Source organism: Luteitalea sp., assembly GCA_009377605.1.
In the GTDB taxonomy this organism is placed as follows: Bacteria; Acidobacteriota; Vicinamibacteria; order Vicinamibacterales; family Vicinamibacteraceae; genus WHTT01.
This window is the reverse complement of record WHTT01000005.1, coordinates 66,719-87,429: the sequence shown is the minus strand read 5'-3', so window position 1 is coordinate 87,429 and position 20,711 is coordinate 66,719. Positions and strand designations below refer to the sequence as shown.

At 65.3% G+C, this 20,711-nt stretch carries 16 protein-coding genes and 1 tRNA gene; 9 read left to right on the top strand and 8 right to left on the bottom strand.

Going from position 1 to position 20,711, the window contains the following annotated elements; all coding sequences use genetic code 11:
• Positions 1 to 220 precede the first annotated feature (220 nt).
• The 6 genes from ftsW to ftsZ all read left to right on the top strand — a co-directional run bounded on the left by ftsW (position 221) and on the right by ftsZ (position 7,500).
• A complete protein-coding gene (ftsW, locus tag GEV06_02870; protein MPZ16850.1) occupies positions 221 to 1,321 on the top strand; it encodes a putative lipid II flippase FtsW in 1,101 nt (366 codons plus the stop codon).
• 69 nt (positions 1,322 to 1,390) lie between these two features.
• Positions 1,391 to 2,515: an undecaprenyldiphospho-muramoylpentapeptide beta-N-acetylglucosaminyltransferase gene (gene murG / locus GEV06_02865; protein ID MPZ16849.1), complete on the top strand. Its 1,125-nt coding sequence runs from the start codon at positions 1,391 to 1,393 to the stop codon at positions 2,513 to 2,515.
• A gap of 17 nt (positions 2,516 to 2,532) precedes the next feature.
• Positions 2,533 to 3,936, top strand: coding sequence for a UDP-N-acetylmuramate--L-alanine ligase (locus GEV06_02860; protein MPZ16848.1), 1,404 nt, complete (start codon positions 2,533 to 2,535; stop codon positions 3,934 to 3,936).
• Positions 3,937 to 3,952: 16 nt separating this feature from the next.
• Positions 3,953 to 4,840: an FtsQ-type POTRA domain-containing protein gene (locus GEV06_02855; protein ID MPZ16847.1), complete on the top strand. Its 888-nt coding sequence runs from the start codon at positions 3,953 to 3,955 to the stop codon at positions 4,838 to 4,840.
• Between the two features lie 51 nt (positions 4,841 to 4,891).
• The gene (ftsA, locus tag GEV06_02850; protein ID MPZ16846.1) at positions 4,892 to 6,127 is read left to right on the top strand and encodes a cell division protein FtsA; all 1,236 of its coding nucleotides are present in this window, start codon (positions 4,892 to 4,894) and stop codon (positions 6,125 to 6,127) included.
• A gap of 41 nt (positions 6,128 to 6,168) precedes the next feature.
• Positions 6,169 to 7,500 carry a cell division protein FtsZ gene (gene ftsZ, locus GEV06_02845; protein ID MPZ16845.1) on the top strand — a complete coding sequence of 444 codons (1,332 nt, stop codon included), beginning with the start codon at positions 6,169 to 6,171 and terminating at the stop codon, positions 7,498 to 7,500.
• 214 nt (positions 7,501 to 7,714) lie between these two features.
• Here the strand turns inward: ftsZ and GEV06_02840 are convergent, their stop codons facing one another.
• Together GEV06_02840 and acpS are read right to left on the bottom strand one after the other, a co-directional pair.
• Positions 7,715 to 8,017, bottom strand: a complete 303-nt coding sequence (locus GEV06_02840; protein ID MPZ16844.1) for a hypothetical protein — start codon at positions 8,015 to 8,017, stop codon at positions 7,715 to 7,717.
• 339 nt (positions 8,018 to 8,356) lie between these two features.
• On the bottom strand, positions 8,357 to 8,740 hold the full coding sequence (acpS, locus tag GEV06_02835; GenBank protein ID MPZ16843.1) for a holo-[acyl-carrier-protein] synthase: 384 nt from the start codon (positions 8,738 to 8,740) through the stop codon (positions 8,357 to 8,359).
• Between acpS and GEV06_02830 the strand changes: the two genes are divergently transcribed.
• On the top strand, positions 8,703 to 9,776 hold the full coding sequence (locus GEV06_02830) for a hypothetical protein (protein MPZ16842.1): 1,074 nt from the start codon (positions 8,703 to 8,705) through the stop codon (positions 9,774 to 9,776). The genes acpS and GEV06_02830 overlap by 38 nt on opposite strands.
• A 2-nt stretch (positions 9,777 to 9,778) precedes the next feature.
• On the opposite strand, the gene GEV06_02825 is transcribed toward GEV06_02830, so the two are convergent.
• The 6 genes from GEV06_02825 to GEV06_02800 all read right to left on the bottom strand — a co-directional run bounded on the left by GEV06_02825 (position 9,779) and on the right by GEV06_02800 (position 17,667).
• Positions 9,779 to 10,270: a reverse transcriptase-like protein gene (locus GEV06_02825; protein MPZ16841.1), complete on the bottom strand. Its 492-nt coding sequence runs from the start codon at positions 10,268 to 10,270 to the stop codon at positions 9,779 to 9,781.
• A 12-nt stretch (positions 10,271 to 10,282) separates the two neighbouring features.
• Complete coding sequence (locus GEV06_02820; GenBank protein ID MPZ16840.1) at positions 10,283 to 11,083, bottom strand: hypothetical protein; 801 nt, start codon at positions 11,081 to 11,083, stop codon at positions 10,283 to 10,285.
• A 78-nt stretch (positions 11,084 to 11,161) separates the two neighbouring features.
• A tRNA-Ile gene (locus tag GEV06_02815) sits at positions 11,162 to 11,237 on the bottom strand.
• A 243-nt stretch (positions 11,238 to 11,480) separates the two neighbouring features.
• Positions 11,481 to 13,193, bottom strand: coding sequence for an RNA polymerase sigma factor RpoD (gene rpoD / locus GEV06_02810; GenBank protein MPZ16839.1), 1,713 nt, complete (start codon positions 13,191 to 13,193; stop codon positions 11,481 to 11,483).
• A gap of 59 nt (positions 13,194 to 13,252) precedes the next feature.
• Positions 13,253 to 15,082, bottom strand: a complete 1,830-nt coding sequence (gene dnaG / locus GEV06_02805) for a DNA primase (GenBank protein ID MPZ16838.1) — start codon at positions 15,080 to 15,082, stop codon at positions 13,253 to 13,255.
• Entirely contained in the window at positions 15,082 to 17,667 is a 2,586-nt protein-coding gene (locus GEV06_02800; GenBank protein ID MPZ16837.1) for a hypothetical protein, read from the bottom strand. Before GEV06_02800 ends, dnaG begins: the two co-directional genes overlap by 1 nt.
• Positions 17,668 to 17,972: 305 nt before the next feature.
• Here GEV06_02800 and GEV06_02795 point away from each other — a divergent pair, with 305 nt between their 5' ends.
• Together GEV06_02795 and GEV06_02790 are read left to right on the top strand one after the other, a co-directional pair.
• Positions 17,973 to 19,460: a glycosyltransferase gene (locus GEV06_02795; protein ID MPZ16836.1), complete on the top strand. Its 1,488-nt coding sequence runs from the start codon at positions 17,973 to 17,975 to the stop codon at positions 19,458 to 19,460.
• Between the two features lie 50 nt (positions 19,461 to 19,510).
• Entirely contained in the window at positions 19,511 to 20,665 is a 1,155-nt protein-coding gene (locus tag GEV06_02790; protein ID MPZ16835.1) for a citrate synthase, read from the top strand.
• The last annotated feature ends 46 nt before the right edge of the window (positions 20,666 to 20,711 follow it).

Below are 20,711 nucleotides of genomic sequence, written 5' to 3'. Positions count from 1 at the left end.
AAGAGCGCAGCGAACACGTGAGCGGTGAGCAGTCATCAGTCGCTTGCGGCGAGGGAAGAGCTGACTGCTGGGAACGCAGGCTGCCCCGGTCTGCGAAGTCGGTGTCTCCTTCCCCAGGTCGACTGATGACTGCTGACCGCTCAGGTTTCGCTCGTGCACTCGGCCGCGCCCGTGGTTTCGGGCGTAGCGCCGAAGGACTTTAGGGCCCGGACTTTCTAGTATGGCGCGGAAGCTGAAGTCGGACAAGCTGCTGTTCCTGGCCATCGTGGTGCTCGTGGCCCTGAGCGCGGTCATGGTGTACAGCGCCTCGACCGGCACGGCCATCGACCAGACCGGGCCCTCGTACCAGCTCATGTTTCGCCAGCTCACCTGGGCGGTGATCGGGTTCTTTCTGCTCGCGATTACGATGCGGCTCGACTACCGGACATGGCAGTCACCGGCCGTCATCTGGACGGCGGTGATACTGGTCACTGCAGCGCTGGTTGTGGTGCTCTTCGGCCGCGAGATCAACGGCACCCGCCGCTGGTTCGCCGTCGGCGGGATCGGAATCCAGCCGTCGGAGTTCGCAAAGCTGGCGGCCATCTTGTTCACGAGCGACCTGCTCGCCCGGCGGATGGAGCGGGTCAACGACGTGGCTGGGACGCTCGTTCCCATTGGGCTCATGACCGGGCTGTTCATGAGCCTCATTCTGCTCGAGCCGGACTTCGGCACGGCCATCACGCTCCTCGTCATCGTGAGCATGATGCTCTTTGCCGCCGGGCTCGACTATCGTTACCTCTTCGGGGTCGGTCTCGCAGCGCTGCCGGCCCTCTACATGGCGCTCGTGAGCGCCGACTATCGACGCCGACGCCTGTTCGCGTTCCTGGATCCGTGGGACGACCCGCTCGACTCCGACTTCCAGCTGATTCAATCGCTGATTTCCGTCGGCACCGGCGGCTTCACTGGGCGAGGCTTCATGGAAGGCGTCCAGAAGCTCTCGTATGTCCCTTTTCCACACACCGACTTCATCTACGCCGTGATCGGTGAAGAGCTCGGGTTGGTTGGTGCCACAGGGGTGCTGTTGTGCTTCAGCGTGATCGTGTGGCGCGGGTTGCGCATCGCCATGTCGGCGCAGGACCACTTTGGTGCGTTCCTTGCTGCCGGCCTGACCGCGTTGGTGGCGGCGCAAGCGCTCGTGAACATGAGCGTCGTTCTCGGTCTCTTGCCAACGAAGGGCATTCCGCTGCCGTTTGTGAGCGCCGGCGGCTCGTCGCTGGTCGTCAATCTGATTGGCATGGGGATCCTGCTCAACGTGTCGCAGCACGCGTCGCCCGACGGCTAGTGGAGGTTCACGGTAAGAGGTAAGAGGTGCGAGGCAAGAGGTTCAAGACAAGAGGTTCGAGGTGCGAGGTTGGAGGATTCGCGTGAGAGCCCGACCGAAGCGGCTCGGGTCGTCGTCGCGGGCGGTGGCACCGGGGGCCACCTCTATCCCGGCATCGCCGTGGCGCGCGAGTGGCTCCGCCGAAGGCGTGATGCGCGGATCACATTCGTCGGCACGGCGCGCGGGCTGGAAGCGCGCATCGTGCCGCGGGAGGGATTCGAGCTGGACACGATTCGCAGCGCGGGGCTCATGGGTCAGACCGCCGGAGCCTTCATCCGCGGCCTGGCGCTGCTGCCTCTGAGTGTGTTGGATGCGTGGCGTGTCCTTCGGGCCCGTGCGCCCGACCTCGTCATTGGAGTTGGTGGGTACAGCTCGGGGCCGGTGGTCTTGTTGGCCTCGTGGCGCGGCGTGCCGACGATGCTCCTCGAGCAGAACGCGGTGCCGGGATGGACGAATCGTCTGCTCGCGCATACCGTCCGAGCTGCCGCGTTGAGCTTCGAGCAGTCCCTACCCTACTTTCCGGGGCGTGGGTTCGTCAGCGGCAACCCGGTTCGAGCGGAGTTTCTGGGCGTGAGCGAGCGGCCGCCGGTGAGCGGCTCGCGGCGCGTGCTCGTGTTTGGAGGTTCGCAGGGCGCGCGCGCGATCAATGAGGCGATGGTGGAGGCGGCGCCGTACCTCGCGCGTGTTGGTGAACGGACGTCCATTGTGCACCAGACGGGGCAGCGGGACTTCGAGACGGTGACTGAGGCATATCGCCGCGCTGGGCTGGAGGCACGTGTGGAGCGATATCTCGACGACATGCCGCGTGAGATGGAAGCCGCGCACCTGCTCGTGTGCCGCGCCGGCGCGACGACCATCGCGGAGATCGCCGCGGCCGGTCGAGCGGCGGTCCTCATTCCGTTTGCGCGGGCCACCGACGAGCACCAGCTGCGCAACGCGCGTGCGCTCCAGCAGGAAGGCGCAGCGGATGTGATCGAAGAGTCTGCGTTGTCGGGCGAAGCGCTCGCCGCGCGGATCGCAGAATTGATCGCTGACGAACGACGACGTGAGTCGATGGCGCAGGCGGCGCGGAGCCTCGCTCGTGCCGACGCGGCGAAGGTCATCGTCGATCGGGCGTTGGAGTTGGTCGGTCGCCGAGAGGGGGCCAGGGGCTGAAGGGCGCCCGAATCGCGATGTTGGGACGCACGCGCAGCATTCATTTCGTCGGGATCGGCGGCATCGGTATGAGCGGTATTGCCGAACTGTTGGCGAATCTCGGCTATCAGGTGAGTGGCTCCGACTTGAAGACATCGGATGTCACGCGTCGACTCGCCGAGCTCGGCGTTCGCGTTGGCGAAGGGCACGACGCGTCGCATGTCGGCGCTGCCGATGTGGTCGTGGTGTCCTCGGCGGTTCGAGCGGACAATGTGGAGGTCGTCGAAGCGAGGCGCCGTCGCATTCCTGTCATCCCACGCGCGGAGATGCTCGCCGAGCTGATGCGACTGCGATACGGCGTTGCCGTGGCCGGCGCCCATGGCAAGACAACGACCACCTCCATGATCGCGGTGATGCTCGAGCGACTCGGTCTGGATCCCACGGCCGTGATCGGCGGTCGGCTCAGCGTCTTCGGCAGCAACGCCCGGCTCGGTCGGGGCGAGTACATGGTGGCAGAGGCGGACGAGAGTGACGGCTCGTTTCTGACGCTTTCTCCGGTCATTGCGGTTATCACCAACGTGGACCGGGAGCATCTCGACTACTACGGATCATTCGAAGCGCTGCTCGAGGCCTTTGTGACGTTCGCCAACAAAGTGCCCTTCTACGGTGCCGTGGTGCTGGGCGCTGACAACGAATCACTCAGAGGACTCATGCCGCGCCTGCAGCGGCGTGTCGTGACATACGCGCTCGACCGTGAGGATGTGACGCTGCGCGGCGTCGACGCACGGTGGGCGGGTACCGACACCGTGTGTACGGTGCTGCACCGGTCGCGTGACGAGGAATCGCCGCGGACGCTTGGCGAGCTGCGCGTTCGCCTGCCTGGACGGCACAATCTGGCCAATGCGCTCGCAGCCGTTGCGGTTGGCCTCGAGTTAGGGCTCGCGTTCGAGCGCACGGCAGACGCGCTCGCGGCGTTTCGCGGTGCGGAGCGTCGATTTCAGGTGCTTGGCAGCTCGAGCGACGTGACCGTTGTGGACGATTACGGGCATCACCCGACCGAGATACGTGCCGTGATCGACGCGGCGCGCACAGCATGGCCGCAGCGCCGTCTCGTCGTCGTCTTCCAACCGCACCGTTACACGCGCACTGCGGCGCTGCTCGACGAATTCGGCGCGACGCTCGCGGCTGCGGACGAGATCCTCCTCGTGCCTATTTACGCGGCCGGCGAAGAGCCCATCGAGGGGCTCAGTGTGCACGCAGTGGCGGAGGCGGTTCGGCACCACACGAGTGCGCCCGTCGAGGCTGTCGGCGATCTAGAAGAGATCGCTGGTCTTGTCGTGCAGCGGGCGAGGCCAGGCGACGTTGTGATCACGCTCGGAGCCGGATCGATTGGAGCCACGGGTCCACGGATTTTGCGAGCGTTGGCGGATCGCGCCGCGTGAGGCCGGAGACTGATTCATGGCAGTTCGGGCGCCAGCCGACAAGCGGTTTCGTCGCGCCAGGGTGAAACCGGCGCGGAAGAGCCGTGTGTACCTGAGGCGACTCGTGGTGGGCGTGAAACTGCTCATGGGAATCGCATTCGTCGGGTTGGCGGGCGAACGAGGGTACGCGCTCGCGACGAGCAGCCCCTTGCTGCGTGTCCAGCGCGTGGAAGTCACCGGCACGCACTATCTCGCAGAGAACGAGATCAACGCCGTGGTCGATGGATTGCAGGGCCGGAACGTGTTGTTGGTGAACCTGAGCGCGTGGCGTGAGCGGCTTCGATCGGCGTCGTGGGTGAAGGATGCTCAGGTCCGGCGCGTATTCCCGTCGACGGTTGCCGTCGCGGTTCGCGAGCGCCGGCCCATTGCGCTCGCGCGCCTCGACGGCGAGCTCTTTCTCATTGATGAAGATGGTGTCGTGACAGACGAATTCTCGCCACGCTACGCGGAGCTCGACCTGCCCATCGTGGACGGCTTGACGATCGTGTCACGCGACAGCGGGCTGCTGGTCGATCCAGAGCGTGCGCAGCTGGCGGCGCGGGTGACCGCTGCGCTGGCCGGCACGCCACTCCTCGACCGGCTTTCACAGCTCGACGTGTCGGACAAGCGGGACGCGGTAGCGCGTCTCACCGGCGACCAGGCTGTTTTACGCCTCGGAAGCGAGCGGTTCGCCGAGCGGCTGCGGTCGTATCTGGAGCTCGTGCCGCGGCTGAAGGCGCGTGTCGAAGACATCGAGTATGTCGATCTGCGCTTCGATGAGCGTGTGTACGTGCGGCCGGTAAATCCGGAGCGCGTGACAGCGCGGTTGGAGGAGGAGGGGCGTCTGGCGGCAAAGCGGCGCAAGGCGAATCACGCGAGGCGTTGAGGATGGAGAGGGCGGTCGGGGGCCTGGGCCCGGCGGCCGTTGGAGGCTTAGGTGCCACGCAGGGAACGATATCTGGTCGGATTGGACGTCGGCACGTCGAAGGTGGCGGCCATTGTCGGCGAGGTATTGGACGACGGCCGGCTCGAAATCATCGGCTTGGGCGTGGCTGAGGCGCGCGGGCTCCGCCGAGGAACCGTCGTCAATGTCGACGCGGCGGTCGAGTCGATCAAGAAAGCCATCGAGGAGGCGGAGCTCACAGCCGGCATCGAGATCGATTCGGTGTACCTGGCTTTAGCCGGGGCACACATCAAGGGGTTCAACAGCCGCGGTGTCGTTGCCGTCGCCGGCAAGACACGCGAGATCACGCCGGACGATGTCCGGCGAGCCGTGGAAGCGGCGCGCGCGTTCACGCTGCCCAGTGGACGCGAGATCTTGAGCGTCCTGCCACAGGACTTTGCGGTTGACGAAGAGGAAGGCATTGCCTCGCCGATTGGGATGACCGGCTCGCGCCTCGACGTCAACGTGCACATCGTGACCGGCAGCACCGCAGCGGTTCAGAACCTCACCGCCTGCGTGAATCGAGCAGGTGTCGAGGTCGCGGGGATGGTGCTCCAGCAGCTCGGGGCGGCAGAGGCCGTGCTGACACCGGATGAGCGTGAGCTCGGTGTCGCGCTCGTCGACATCGGCGGCGGATCCACGCACTTCGCGGTCTTCGAGCGCGGCAGCCTCTGGCACACGGGCGTGCTGGCCATTGGCGGCGACCATTTCACCAACGACATTGCCGTGGGGCTGCGCACGCCGGTCCCGGATGCCGAGAAGGTGAAGCGGCGGTGGGGCTGCGCCCTGGCCGCCATGGTGGCCGAAGACGAGACGATTGAGGTCGCGAGCGTCGGCGGGCGGAAGCCGCGCATCATGTCGCGGCGCATCCTCGCCGAGATTCTCCAGCCGTTGGCCGAGCGGACGTTCCACATGCTATGGGACGAGATTCGCAAGGCAGGATGCGAGAAGTCGCTGCATTCCGGGTTGGTGCTCACCGGCGGCTGTGCGGCGTTGGACGGGATGGCGGAGATAGCCGAGCAAATCTTCGATCTACCGGTCCGCCGTGGCTATCCCGCCAACGCGAACGGCCTGGCGGACTACGTGAACAGTCCCATTTTTGCGACGGCGGTGGGATTGGTGATGTATGCCCATCGAAACTTGGCAGACCCGGCGGCGCAAGCCGTGAGCGTAGGAGCGTTCGGACGGGTGGCGAGCCGATTACAGCGGTTGTTCCGAGAATTCTTCTAACGAAGATTCTTCTAACCAGCGAAGCCGATTGGAGGCGAGACGTGGAAAAAGGGCGAGCAGAGCGTGGGACACAGACCCGCAAGGAAGAGACGACGGCTTCTGAGCGCGACAAGCTCCGGCTAACGCTCGAAACCGAGGTACGCGCCGGCGCACGCATCAAGGTGATTGGCGTGGGCGGCGGCGGCAGCAATGCGGTGAACAGGATGGTCTGCTCCGGCTTGGGCGGCGTCGAGTACATCGTGGCCAACACGGACATGCAGGCGCTGCAGCAGAGCGCTGCGCCAACCAAGATCCAGATTGGCAACAAGCTCACGAAGGGGCTTGGTGCCGGTGCGGATCCCAACGTCGGTCGCAACGCGGCGCTGGAAGACACTGACAAGATCATCGAGGTGCTGGACGGTGCCGACATGGTCTTCGTTACCACGGGGCTCGGCGGCGGCACCGGTACCGGTGCGACGCCCGTGATCGCAAGCCTCGCCACCGAGCTCGGTGCCCTCACCATTGGCGTGGTCACCAAGCCCTTCAAGTTCGAGGGCCGGCGCCGTCAGGCACAGGCCGAGCGGGGGCTCGCCGAGCTCCGTGACTGTGTCGACACCGTGATCACGATACCCAACGAGCGGCTGCTGGCGACGATTGACCGGCGCACACCGCTCACCGAAGCGTTTGCCGCAGCCGACGACATCCTGCGTCAAGCGATTCAAGGCATCTCAGACCTCATCTTGATGCCAGGTCTCATCAACCTGGACTTCGCCGACGTGAAAGCCATCATGTCCGGCATGGGCTTCGCGATCATGGGCACCGGCCTCGCCGACGGAGACAACCGGTCGATCGAGGCGGCAAATCGCGCCATCTCGAGCCCGCTGCTGGAAGAGGCGTCGGTCAAGGGTGCACGCGGCGTCATCATCAACATCAGCGGCGGTTCCGACTGCTCGCTGCTCGAGGTGAATGAAGCTGCCTCCATCATCCAGGAAGCCGCACACGAGGACGCCAACATCATCTTTGGTGCTGTCGTCGATCCCGAGCTCGAGGGCAAGGTCAAGATTACCGTCATTGCCACCGGCTTCGACAGGCCCACACCGGCCATCCTGCAGGGGTCGGCGGCTGGTCAAACGCCCGTCGATCTGTCGTCCTTTGCGAGCTGGCAGACCGAACGGCCCACAGAGCGGCCGGCCGCCGCGCCGGCGCCGGCGCGGGTTTCCATCAGCCGCCGGGGCGCCATCGATCTGCCAGCAGGCCCGGTGCGTCATGGGCACAACGCCGATGAACCGGCCGACGCTGAGGCAGACTCACTCGAGCGCGGCGTCGCCACGGGCACAGATGGCGCCGGCGCCCGTGAGCTCCCCGCGTTCCTCCGCCGACAGCACGAGGATTGACGCGGCGGGGCTCGATTGACGTCGTAGAGCAAGTAGATCCAGCGGACACGTGAGCGGCGGCGTCTGAGCCGCAAACACCGCATGATTGGTACACAGCTGTTGTCGGGTTCCATGATTGCGCTCCTGGGTAGCGATTGAACGTGCCCGGACTCGTCTCGCCTGTCTTCGGCACGGCCTCGGCCGTGCCGACCGCTGGACCAGCGCCTGACCTGACCTACTTGGCGACGGCCGCCTCCGCTTCGTGGTTGGCGTACGCCTCCAAAATCAGCTCGCGCAGCTGTTCTTGCGCCGTGAGGTCGGTTACGGGACGCAGCAACGCGTAGCTTCGGCGCTCACCGCCCACCGAGTACTGACGGGCCGGAAAGGTCACGTTGCGTCCCGGCTTGCCTCGCCGTTCCCAGATGGCAAAGCCAATCAACTTGAGACCGATCAGCGGCTGCTGCTCGAAATGGAGCTCCACATCGGCCAGCTTGCCAGGTGGGTTGTCCGAATCGTTTGGTAGGATCTTGACGACCATGGTTCCTCCCGTCGGAACGCCGAAGACGAGCGAGAACGCCGCCTCGATGTCGACTACGGTGCGCCTCTCATGCTGGCTTGCAAGGTCGACACCACCATCAGCAAGATCCGGCGCGTCAGCGTAAGTCGCTGATAGATTGACAGATGCGTGAACGTGTTGCCGTGGGCTCGACTTGGAGGAGCGCGAGCGGTTGAGAAGTGCCAACTGGCGTTAGCGGGCCGGAACCCTTGAGAGCCGTAGCGCCGCGCGCGTCGGGGCGCGGCCGGAGTCTGCAGCACGCGAGAACGTGCAGCGCCGCTCGGTGCGATACGCGCCGGCGCGCGCCTCGCCGGTGCAGAATCAGCCGCGGCCTAGGAGAATGACGTGCGCCAGTGCCAGATCGCGTGCGTGGGTCAGCGTCAGCACGCTCTTGATGCCGCCAAGCGTGGCGAATCGCGACGCTGCGGCGCCGTGTAGTTGAAGCCGAGGGGGGCCATCCGTTCGGACGACCTCGACGTTATGCCAGACGACGCCGAGCGCGTGACCGGTGCCGAGCGCCTTCATCGCCGCTTCTTTGGCTGCGAACCGAGCGGCGAACGACGCGGCGGCCGTACGGCGTTGCCGGCAGTAGGCGATTTCTCCATCCGTGAACACGCGATGGACGAAACGGTTGCCGTAACGCTCGATCACGTCGGCGATCCGTCCGATGTCGGTTGCGTCGATCCCGATGCCAACGATGTCCATTGACGAGCCTCTCGCGCCCGGGCGACAGGGCGCGCGTCACACTCGGCATCCGTTCCGCGGACGCCCGGAACGGAGTCGAGGGGCGAGTAGCCACCAGGATAACCCGCTCCCTCCCGATCCTGCGCCTGAGGTTGGATTCTACTGGAGTGAGGTGCCGTGGGGCCGTGTCGTACGGTGTGCTGCGCTCGATCCATTTGCGGACCACTTCTTCTCGGCTCGCGGTCTCGAGCCATTGGCTATCGATGTGCCTCCGCACCCGACGGCAAACCAGCCGCCGTCGACACGTCTCCTTGCGGAGTACCTCGACGCGTCGGCTGGCAACGTTTGGCGTGTGCGTCAGGTGCACGGCGCCGCTATTTGCACGGCTGCCGCAACGCCGCGCGTGAACGAGGAGGACGAGTGGCCAATGGCCGACGCGCTCGTCACTGACCGGTCGGATCTGGTGCTCACGGTGAGAACAGCCGATTGCGTTCCGCTGTTCCTGGTGGATTCTGTGCGCAACGTGGCCGCCGCCGTGCATGCCGGGTGGCGCGGTCTGGCGTCTCGGGCCATTGCCGCCACTGTCGCCCATCTGCAGTCGTACTACGAGGTGCGTGCCACGGACATCGTTGCTGCGGTCGGCCCCAGCATCGGACCCACGCGTTACGTCGTGCGAGAGGACGTGCCTCGTGCGTTCCTGCACGCAGGACACGATGAAGCTTCCTGCTCACGCTGGTTCCGGCCAGTTGCCGAAGCCGCCGAGCAGGAGGACACCTTTGAAGCGGAAGCGCTCACTGACGCTGCGCCCCTCACGATCGGTACCGGTTCCGCGACTCCCACAGAGCGGTTCCCAGCCGGTGAGTACCTCTTCGACATGTGGCAGATCAGCCGCGAGACACTCACGACCGCCGGCGTCCTTCCTGCGCACATCCACGTTGCCCGGCTCTGCACGGCAACGCATGTCAACGTGTTTCATTCCTACCGCGTGGAGGGGGCTGGCGCGGGCCGCATGATCAATGCGATTCGTCCCAACAAGCTCCTGCGAGACGTTGCATGAGATCAGGAATCAGGAAAAGGGGACAGGCCCTTTTTCGTCGGCGTCAGTTCTGAAAAGGGGCCTGTCCCCTTTTCCTGACTCCTGCTTCCTGCTTCCTGATTCGCTTCGTCCATAGCCAGGTTCGCGAGGCGATCCGCCTCTCGGTTGGCCTCGCGAGGCACGTGCTCGAACCTGACGTGGTCGAGGCGCGCCGCCAGTGCCACCGCCGTCGCGTAGAGCGGCTTGAGGTTGGGATGACGGACCTTGTATTCACCGCGCATCTGACGCACGAGAAGCTCGGAGTCCGATCGCACGGTGAGCGCCGGATGTCCGTGCGTCGTTGCCCACGTCAGGGCGGCGAGGAGGCCGTGATACTCCGCGACGTTGTTGGTCACGACGCCTAGTGGCTCGCCGAGCTCGGCCAGGAGCTCGCCGCTCTCCGACTCGATGCGCACGCCGTAGCCCGCGGGGCCAGGATTGCCGCGCGCTCCTCCATCCGTGTAGGCAACGATCATGAGAATCAAGCGCTATTGCTGCGACGCGGGCTCGGTTGCCGGGGTCGGCGCGCGGACATAGAGGATACGGTTACAAATGTCGCACTGGACGGGCCGGGCGCCGCGCCGCGCTTCTTGATAGATGACCGGCCGCAGCCGCACGTGACAGGCCGTGCAGTGACCATCGCGTGCTTCGGCAAGCGCCTGGCCCTGGCGCCGCTGCGCGACCCTCGTATAGAGCGCCAACGCTTGCGGGTCGATTTCCGCCACGTGGCGTGCGCGTTCCGTCTCGGCGGCGCTGATCTCCTGCTCTATTTGTGCTGCTTCCGCGGTGCGCGCGACACGTTCACGTTCGGCAAAGGAGCGCGCTTCGTCGAGGCCCGCTTCGGCCGCCTTCGCGCTGGCAGCCAGCTCGTCATGGGAGACGAGCCGCTCCAAGAGCTGGTCCTCGAGTGTTCGCACCTCCTCCTGTACAGACGCAATCTCGTGTTGCATCGCGTGATATTCGCGGTTGGTCTTGACCTCCATCAGTTGGTCTTTGTACCGCGAGAGGCGACTCTGGGCGGCTGCCAGGTCACGCTCGAACCCGCGGCGAGCCACCTCGTTCTCGGTTGCCCGCTCCCGGGCCGTCGCCAGCGCTGCCTCGGCTTCCCCTACCGCCATGTCGCACGCGGCCAGCCGGTCGGGCAGCGCTGCCACTGTCTGCCGCCGCCGAGCAATGCCATCGTCCAGTTCTTGGAGACGGACGAGGTGTTCGAGACTTGGGTCCATGAAGGCGGACGTATGACAATCGTAGGGGCTGTTCGAGCACCGCTGCCGTTGACGAACGTGCATTCTACGTGCGCGCTCGCTGAGGAGCAGAGCGAACCAATGCAATCTTGCCGCAGATTACCACAGCAGGCGAGCGAAGGCTGGTGGGCCCACCAGGATTCGAACCTGGGACTGGCCGGTTATGAGCCGGCGGCTCTGACCGCTGAGCTATGGGCCCATTCTAGGTTGGAGGTTCGAGGTTCGAGGTTTGAGGTGGTGGCAGGGCACAGCTTCCGAGGCTTAGCCGACCTGCGTCCGGGCAGAAGCGTCGTGCATCGAGGTTAAGGCTCGACTCCAACTTCGGACTTCCAGCCTTTGAACCTCGACCCTCCTACCCGGCTAGCCGATGTCGACCCCAACCGTTGGCCCTTCCACCTTGAACCTTGAACCTCGAACCTTGAACCTTGAACCTCGAACCTCCCTACGGCTGTCGCCCCTCGAGGAACGGCCGGAGCTTACGCGCGCGTGAAGGGTGGCGCAGCTTCCGCAACGCCTTCGCTTCGATCTGGCGAATGCGCTCACGCGTGACGGCAAAGTTCTGACCCACTTCCTCGAGCGTGTGCTCCGAGCCGTCCGCGACGCCAAAGCGCATCTTGACAACCCGTTCCTCGCGGGGTGTGAGCGTCTTGAGCACGTCCTCGGTCTGCTCCCGGAGATTCAGATTGATGACCGAGTCTTGAGGTGACGTGATGCTCTTGTCTTCGATGAAGTCCCCGAGGTGGCTGTCTTCCTCTTCACCGATGGGCGTTTCCAGCGAGATGGGCTCTTGCGCGATCTTGAGGACCTTGCGGACCTTCGAGACCGGGATGTCCATGCGCTGCGCGATCTCCTCGGAGCTGGGCTCGCGGCCAAGCTCCTGCACGAGCGCACGGGACGTGCGAATGAGCTTGTTGATCGTCTCGATCATGTGCACGGGGATCCGGATGGTTCGCGCTTGGTCGGCAATCGCACGCGTAATCGCCTGCCGAATCCACCAGGTCGCGTACGTGGAGAACTTGTAGCCCCGGCGCCACTCGAACTTGTCGACCGCTTTCATCAAGCCGATGTTGCCCTCCTGGATGAGATCCAGGAACTGCAAGCCGCGGTTCGTGTACTTCTTTGCAATCGAGACGACGAGCCGGAGGTTCGCCTCGACCAGCTCTTGCTTGGCCTCTTGCGCTTCGTACTCACCGCGTTGAATCGTCTCCAGCGTGTGCACCAAGGACTCGGGGGTGTCTTCGAGCTGCTCGCTGAGCTCGCGGAGCTGGCCCTTGGTGTCTTTGTGGCGCTTGATGAGCGCCTTCCGCTCTTCGTCACGCAGCTTTGGTACCCGGCGCCCCTTGGCCGGCTTCGGCGGATGCAGCTGCAGATCCACCTGACCGAGCTCGCGCTGGCGCCGCTGGACGCGCTCGACCTGCTCTTTGATGTCATCGATGAGCTTGCGCTTGATCGCCTCGGTGAACTCGATGCTGCGAACGAGGCGCGAGAGCTCCACGCGTGCGCGGAAGGCCCTCCACTTGGCCCGCCGCCACGCGCCAACCGGTCGCTTCGATGTGGACTGGAACTTGACGTCCCGCTTCTTCCAATCCTGCCAGGCCTTCTTGACCGCCTCGATCTGCCTGAGGAAGTCCTTGTGGCGCTGCTCGATGCGCTGATCCGTGACCTCTTCGTCCTGAAAGACGGTGAGCTCGCGAATGGTGCGCTGGCCAGCCTTGAGCTGCTCGCCCAGCTCGATAATCTTGCGTGCAATCGTCGGCGTCCGCGAGATTGCCTTGATGACCGTGAGCTTGCCCCGCTCGATGCGCTTGGCAATGGCCACCTCGCCCTCGCGGGTCAGCAGCGGCACCGTGCCCATCTCGCGGAGATACATCCGCACCGGGTCGTTCGTCTTGTCCAGCGCGCCCGGGGTCAGATCGAGCTCGAGCTCCTCCTCCGGTCGATCGAGCTTCTCTTCGCGGTACTTCTCCTCCGAGTCGACGATGTCAATACCTGCGTTGCCGAACGTGCTGAACAGATCGTCCAGGTCGTCCGGAGACGAGGTGATGTCCGACGGCAGGAGCTCGTTGACCTCGTCGTACAGCAGATATCCCTTCTCCTTCCCGAGCGTGATCAACGTCCGCACTTCGTCGTACTTGTCTTCAATTGACAAAGTCATTCCTCCTCGGCCAGACCCCTTGAAGTCCGTGCCGGTAGATCTTGCCATTATAAAGCCTTTCACGTTTCCAATGCTTCGATGCGCCGCCCGAGCTCTACACTTTTATGCATCAAGCGCTGGAGCTCGGCAGTATCCGCGCCCACGCCAAGCTCTTGCAGGCGGTCGATTTCGAGTCGTGCGGCGGCCCGTTCCCGTTGATAGCGCAGCAGTCGCAGGGTGCGCACGCAGTCGGCTGGCGCCGAAGGTGCCCCCAACCGCGCGGCCAGCCCGGTCAGCATCTGGGCGTCCTCATTTGTTAGACGCTCCAGCAAGGCGGTTGGTATCGCCTCTGGGGGAAGTTCTTGCAACTCCAGCGCCTCCCGGACGACGGCAGCCGAGGCGAGCCCCACCAGATCCTCCGGTTCGACCGCCGCCAGCGCGGCCATGGCCTCCGTGGGGCTGGTCAACAGGCCGGCAAGCAGCTCCCGTTCCGCCCGCTTCAGCCCGCCTGCGGCCCCGCTTCCCGCCCGGCCAGCCACCCCGCCCGCCCCTAGTTGGTGCCGAGTCTCACCGGGCAGCTTCGTCTGCCGGGTAACCGCCGCCTTCCGGATCTGCTGGCGGACGACTTCCTCACTTATCCTGGCGCGATGCGCCACCCGGTCGGCAAACTGGTCACGTGCGGCGGCGTTGGGAACCCGCGCCGCCACCGCCAACAGCTCGTCGAGAAATGCCAGACGACCCTCGGGGGTCGCCATGTCGACGCGCGCCGCGGCGCGATCAGTCACGTATTCCAGATACGGCCGCGCCTCGCGCAAGGTCGCCGCATAGGCGTCGCCGCCGTGCCGCCGCACGAAGGTGTCAGGGTCCTCACCAGGAGGCACGACCGCCACTGCTACTTGGAACCCTTCCGCGACCAGGAGGTCACATGAGCGCAGCGCCGCCCCATGGCCGGCGCTATCGGCGTCGAAGTTCAAGATGATGCGTGACGTGAAACGACGGAGTAGCTGCGCCTGCGTCACCGATAGTGCCGTCCCGCATGTCGCCGCGATGGTGCGCACCCCGGCCTGCCACGCCTGGGCGAAATCGAAGTACCCCTCGACCAGCACCGCCGCCTGCGCCTTGCGGACCTCTGCTTTGGTCAGGTGGAGACCGTAGAGCACCCGGCTCTTCGTGTAGAGCGGCGTCTCCGGTGAGTTCACATACTTGGGAAGCTGCTCCGCCGCCATGGCACGCCCGCCAAACGCCACGACCGAGCCGCTCTCGCGGCAGATGGGAATCATGAGGCGGTTGTGGAATCGGTCGACGAACGTGCCGTTGTCACGCGCGACCACCAGGCCGCCCTTCAGCAGGAGTGACGTCGGAAAGCCCTCTCGACTGAGGTGCGCCAGCAGCGTGCCGCGTCCGGGCGCGTACCCGAGACCGAGAGCCTCCGTTGTCTCCGGTGTCACATCACGCTCAGCAAGCAATTGTCGCGCCGCCCGTCCCTCGGTTGATTGGAGCCGTTCCTGAAAGAACCGCGCCGCGACTTCGTGGGCGCGCAGGAGCTCCTCACGCTCACTGTCGGCCTGTGCCGAGCCCACCCGCGTCCCCGCGCGGCCTCCGCTCGCCTCCTGAACCTCCGGCACCGTCACGCCGAAACGCGCCGCAAGCCGCCGAACGGTCTCGGGAAACCCGAGCCCTTCCTGGAGCTCGACGAACTTGAACACGTCTCCGCCGACACCGCAGCCAAAGCAATGGAAGAACCCGCGCTCGCGATTGACGCTGAACGAGGGCGTCTTTTCCGCGTGAAACGGGCACAGGCCCACGTAGTTGGCCCCCGTTCGCTTCAAGGCGACGTAGTCCTGCACGACGAGCACGATGTCGGCGTGCATCCGCAGCTCGTCGATGAAGGACTGGGGGAAAAGGGCCACTACTCCTTGAGCTCCACCACTGTGACTGCCCTGCCGCCGTGCTCGTCAGCCGCCGGGCCGACGCCGGTCACCAGCGGGTGTTCCTTGAGAAATGCACGGAGGGCCTCGCGTAGCCGGCCCGTGCCATGTCCGTGGACGACACGCACGACCCGCGTATCCGCCAGGATCGCCTGATCCAGGAACTTATCGGCTCGGTCCAGCGCCTCGTTCACCGTGCAGCCGATGACATTCAGCTCGGTGGCCGTTGTCTCGGGCGATTCGAGCGTCACCGTGACATGGCTGCTCGCGCCTCGATCCAGGTCGTCCCGCGCGGTACGCCCCTGTTCGCCGCGCGCGACTCGACCCTGCGTGCGGGCTGGGCTCGAGACGAGATGCAAGTCGCTGAGCGCCGCTCGCAGGCGCTTGCCTCTGACATCGACCTCGGCCTCCCCGCGCGGGGAGAGCGACTGCACCGTGCCCTCGACACCAAGCGGCGCTACGACGACCCGGTCGCCGACGCGTGTGTCCCTCGAGTGTTCTAACGCATCAGCCCCCTCTGTTGTTACATGCGGCTCGCTGTTTCGCTGTGCTCGATCGGACAGTTCCTCGAGTCGGGCGCGGGCGTCGCTGCGCAGCCCGCCCAGCTCGCCCGTCGTGACCGCGACCAGTCGCGGCGCTGCGCGCCGGCGGGCGTCCGTCTCGATCTGCGCCGCCTTCGCCTTGAGGTCTGCCACGACGCGGTCGATTTCTCGCCGTGCGTCGCGAAGTCGTTCGTTGAGCGTCGTTTCCAGCCGTCGCCGTAGCTGTGCCTCTCGCTCTCGGATCGCTGCCTCCCGCACGCGCGCTGCGGCGAGCTCCGCTTCTGCCTGCTCACGCGTGCGCCGCGCCAGCCGTTGCTCCTGGTCGAGAGCCTGCAGGTCCCGATCCATTCGTGCAAGACGTTCGGCCAGTTGTGCCTGCTCCCCCGTGCGGTGTTGGCGCGCACGGTCGACGATCTCAGGATCCAGGCCGAGGCGCGTCGCAATTTCGAGCGCGAGGCTTGCACCGGGCGACCCGTACAGCAACCGATACGTGGGCGCAAACGTCTCGGGCTCGAAGCCGAAGGCTGCCGCCGTGACGCCTTCAGTCGTCAAGGCGTACGACTTGAGTTGATCGTGGTGTGTGGTCACGATGACGAGCGCACCGCGTGTCCTGAAGTGATCGACGATCGCCACGCCGAGCGCCCCGCCATCGACAGGATCCGTGCCGGCTCCCAGCTCGTCGAGCAGCACGAGACCCGGGAGCGCGAGCGCGCGATCCATGGCCGCGATATTCGTCACGTGGCCCGAGAACGTGCTGAGGTTCGCCGCGATCGACTGCTCGTCGCCGATGTCGGCGAAGAGGGACTGGAATACGGGCAGCTGCGTGCCCTTGTCAGCCGGCACGAGCAGGCCGGCTTGCGCCATGAGCGGCAAGAGGCCCGCCGTCTTGAGCGCGACCGTCTTGCCGCCGGTGTTGGGCCCCGTGACGACCAGCACACGCGTGGGCGGGATCACGAGCAGGTCGACCGGTACGGGCTCCAGTACGTTCCGCTCGGCGGCGTCGATCGAGCCGATCCGGTCCTGACGCTCTTCGACGAGCTCGGCGCGCCCGTTGGCCCCGCCATCCTCGAGCCGGTGGCGAACAGCCGCCATGAGCAACGGATGTCGCGCGCCGCGCAGCTCGAGCCGCCCATCCGCAGCAAGAATGGGCTCGACGCCCTTGATGGTTTGCGAGAAGCGCGCTTTCGCCTGGGCCAGGTCGAGCGCTGCCGCCGCGTCCAGTGTGTCCCGCAGATCCGAGGCGCGCGCGCGGAAGCGATCGCTGAGCTCGCGTAGGATGCGCTGGATCTCCTCCGTTTCTTGGTCCTCGAGTGCGGCGATGTCGTTGTTGATGTCGGAGGAAGCCAACGGCTCGAGAAACAGGGTCGCGCCGCTCGCCGACGCTCCATGGACGAGCCCCGGGATGGCGTGGCGATGCTCCGCTTTCACCATCAACACGAACCGGCCGTTGCGCTCGGTGACGACCGGCTCCTGTAGGTAGCGAGCGGTCTCTCGTCCGCGCAGGTACGCCTCCAGGGTCGCGCGCAGCTGTTGACGCTGCCTGCGCAGGCGAGCTCGAATCTTTCGAAGTAGGTCACTCGCGTCGTCGAGGAGGTCGCCCGAAGGGCCAATTGCGCGCCGTACCGCCGCGATCTCCACCGTAAACGAGGCCAGCCCTTCCGCAAGCGGACGGAGGTGTGGCCAGCGACCTCGTTCCCGCTCCAGCACGAGCACACGCGTCTGGCCAGTGCTGTCGAGGAAGTCGGCGAGCGCGAGCAGTCGCTGGGGCTCGACGGCCCGGCCAACAATCTTTAGCGCCGCGAGCGCCTGATCGAGACCCTCGTTCGCGCGCAGCGGGAAGCCGCCAGCCTCATCGTGAAACGCGACGACCTCGCGGGTCAGGGCGAGGCCGCGCAGTACCTGAACGGTCTCCGTAGCAGGTTGCAGCGTGGAGACCCGTCGGGCGCCAAGCGGCGTCAGCGCGAATGTGCGGACGACCTGGACGATACGGTCGAACTCGAGGGTGCGCAGCGTTCCGGGGCTCATGGAGCTAAGATGCAGCGTACAGCAGGTTGGGGCTGCTGGGGTGACAGGGTGACAGGGTGAGGGGGTGACGGCGGTTCGAGCACTCGGGCACGCGCCGAACAACCTAGAAACCTACTCGACGTAACCCGTCGTCTCGGATCGCCCGGTGACCTTGTCACCCGGTCACCCGGTCACCGTGTCACCCCACGTCGATACCCCCCCAACGCCGGGCCTGCCCTGCCATTACGGCAGAGCTGCATTGACTGCCCAGAAGCGGCCGGCTACACTGAGAAATTCGTGTGGCTGGTCGCGACGTGAAGTAACCTATGTTGGAAACCTCCGTCCTGGCGGCCTATTTCTTTGTACTTTCGATTCTGGCCCTCTACGGTTGGCACCGGTATTTCCTGATATTTCTATACCGGAAGCACCCCCCGAAGCCTGGGCCGGAGTCCCTTCCGGATCCGCTGCCACGGGTCACGGTTCAGCTGCCCATTTACAACGAGATGTATGTCGTCGACCGTCTGGTCGACGCCGTGTGCGCGCTCGACTATCCGGCCGAGTTGTTGGAGATCCAGGTCCTCGACGACTCGACGGATGAGACACGCGAAATCGCGGAGCTCGCCGTCCGGAGGCACGCCGCCCAGGGCGCGAATATCAAGTACTTTCACCGCAGCAACCGCATCGGGTTCAAGGCGGGTGCCCTCGAAGAGGGTTTGAAACAGGCGCAGGGGGAGCTTGTTGCCATCTTCGATGCGGACTTCGTCCCAATGCCGGACTTCCTGCAACGGACACTGTCTCAGTTCACCGATCCCAATGTCGGCATGGTGCAGGCCCGATGGGGACATCTCAACGCAGATTATTCATTGCTGACTCGTGTGCAGGCCATCATGCTCGATGGGCACTTCGTGCTCGAGCACGGCGGCCGCAACCGGTGGGGCTGCTTCTTCAACTTCAACGGTACGGCGGGGATCTGGCGGCGCACGACCATCGAGGATGCGGGCGGTTGGCAGCACGATACGCTCACCGAGGACCTGGACCTCAGCTACCGCGCGCAGCTCCGGGGCTGGCGGTTCGTGTTCCTCGAAGACGTCGTCGCGCCGGCGGAGCTGCCCGTTGAGATGAACGGCTTCAAGTCGCAACAACATCGCTGGGCGAAGGGCTCCATCCAGAACTGCCGCAAGCTGCTGCCGCGGGTGCTGGCGTCGGATCTTCCGTTCAAGGTCAAGCTCGAAGCGTTCATGCACCTGACGGCGAACTTCAACTACCCGCTGATGGTGGTGCTCTGCATCTTGATGTTCCCGGCGATGTACATCCGCTACAACATGGGCTGGCACGAGATGATGCTGATCGACGTGCCCCTGTTCGTCGCGGCCACCGCATCCATCGTGAGCTTCTACGCATTCTGCCAGCGGCAGCTCTATCCGGATTGGCGGCGGCGCCTCAGGTACGTGCCATTCTTGCTGTCCATCGGGATTGGCCTCTCAATCAACAACGTCCGCGCGGTCCTCGAGGGGTTCTTCGACAAGGAGAGTGGTGAGTTCACGCGCACGCCCAAGTATGGGGTCGAGCGCACCACCGACGACTGGATCAGCAAGAAGTACCATCAGAGCATGCTCGCCCAGCCGGCGCTGGAGGTTGGGTTGGGGCTGTACTTCACTGCCGCGGTCTTCTATGCGCTGGCCAATCAGATCTACGGCACGCTGCCATTTCTGCTGCTCTTCCAGGTTGGATACCTCTACACGGGCCTCCTTTCGCTCGTCCAACAATTTGGCGGCAACGACATGGCGCTCACCACCCAGGTTGCAGGAGAATAGTCAGGAATCCTGAATCCCGGCTCCTGAACCCCGAATCCGGAATCCTGAGAATGTCCACGACTGCAGAGATCAAGCCGAAGTCTGGTCTGGAGGATGTAGTGGCCACCTCGTCGGCCATCTGTTACATCGATGGCCAGCAGGGCGTGCTGGCTTATTGCGGCTACGATATCCACGACCTGGGCCAGCATGCGACGTTCGAGGAGGTTTGCTTCCTGCTGTGGCACCGTCGGCTGCCGACGCGTGCCGAGCTGGGCGACCTTCAGTCGGCCCTCGCCGCCGCGCGGCCGCTTCCGGAACCGCTCATCCGGCTGATGCGCTCCCTGCCGCCATCCGATGACGGCCAAGGCGGCATGGACGCGCTGCGCACGCTCACGTCGGCGCTCACGCACTTCGACCCGGCACCCTCGACGCGCGGCTCTACGCGAGAGAGCTACGACCAGGCCGTGCGCCTCACCGCGCAACTGGCGAGCATTGTGGCGACGTGGGGGCGGATCAGCGCGGGCGGCGCGCCCGTCGCGCCCGATCCGGCGCTGAGCCACGCGGCGAGCTTCCTCTACATGCTCACTGGGGATCGCCCGCATGCCACGGCCGTGCGCGCCTTCGATATCGCCCTCATCCTCCATGCGGACCACGAGCTGAACGCCTCCACGTTTGCCGCGCGGGTCGCCGCCGCGACGCTCACCGACCTCTATTCGAGCATCGTCGCAGGGATCGGAGCGCTCAAAGGGCCGCTGCATGGAGGGGCGAATGCGGACGTGATGCACCTGCTGCTCGAGATTGGCGAGGATGCGAGCGACGAGCGGGTCGAGACCGTGATTCGCGCCAAGCTCGCACGCAAGGAGAAGATTCCCGGCTTCGGTCACCGCGTCTATCGGACGGAGGATCCGCGGGCGACGCACCTGCGCCGCATGTCGCGCGAGCTTGGTGAGCGTGCCGGCCACCCGCGCTGGTTCGAGATGTCGCAGAAGATCGAGGCGCTCGTCCGCGCCGACAAGCCGAACCTTTACCCGAACGTCGACTTGTATTCGGCGTCGACCTACTACACGTTGGGCATTCCTATCGATCTGTTCACGCCCATCTTCGCCGTGAGCCGGGTATCGGGCTGGACGGCGCACGTGCTCGAGCAGTACGCCAATAATCGACTGATCCGTCCGCGCGCCGATTACATCGGTCCGACCTATCCGCAGACATTCAATCAGCGGTAGAGAAAAGGAACCGGGTACCTTTCCGCGCCCGAAAAGGTACCCGGTT

Excerpts from the sequence above, each read along its gene's own strand:
- ftsW (MPZ16850.1), top strand. The coding sequence starts at position 221 with ATGGCGCGGAAGCTGAAGTCGGACAAGCTGCTGTTCCTGGCCATCGTG.
- GEV06_02860 (MPZ16848.1), top strand. The coding sequence starts at position 2,533 with ATGTTGGGACGCACGCGCAGCATTCATTTCGTCGGGATCGGCGGCATC.
- GEV06_02855 (MPZ16847.1), top strand. The coding sequence starts at position 3,953 with ATGGCAGTTCGGGCGCCAGCCGACAAGCGGTTTCGTCGCGCCAGGGTG.
- GEV06_02840 (MPZ16844.1), bottom strand. The coding sequence starts at position 8,017 with ATGGTCGTCAAGATCCTACCAAACGATTCGGACAACCCACCTGGCAAG.
- GEV06_02830 (MPZ16842.1), top strand. The coding sequence starts at position 8,703 with ATGTCGGTTGCGTCGATCCCGATGCCAACGATGTCCATTGACGAGCCT.
- acpS (MPZ16843.1), bottom strand. The coding sequence starts at position 8,740 with ATGGACATCGTTGGCATCGGGATCGACGCAACCGACATCGGACGGATC.
- GEV06_02825 (MPZ16841.1), bottom strand. The coding sequence starts at position 10,270 with ATGATCGTTGCCTACACGGATGGAGGAGCGCGCGGCAATCCTGGCCCC.
- GEV06_02820 (MPZ16840.1), bottom strand. The coding sequence starts at position 11,083 with ATGCACGTTCGTCAACGGCAGCGGTGCTCGAACAGCCCCTACGATTGT.
- rpoD (MPZ16839.1), bottom strand. The coding sequence starts at position 13,193 with ATGACTTTGTCAATTGAAGACAAGTACGACGAAGTGCGGACGTTGATC.
- GEV06_02800 (MPZ16837.1), bottom strand. The coding sequence starts at position 17,667 with ATGAGCCCCGGAACGCTGCGCACCCTCGAGTTCGACCGTATCGTCCAG.
- GEV06_02795 (MPZ16836.1), top strand. The coding sequence starts at position 17,973 with ATGTTGGAAACCTCCGTCCTGGCGGCCTATTTCTTTGTACTTTCGATT.
- GEV06_02790 (MPZ16835.1), top strand. The coding sequence starts at position 19,511 with ATGTCCACGACTGCAGAGATCAAGCCGAAGTCTGGTCTGGAGGATGTA.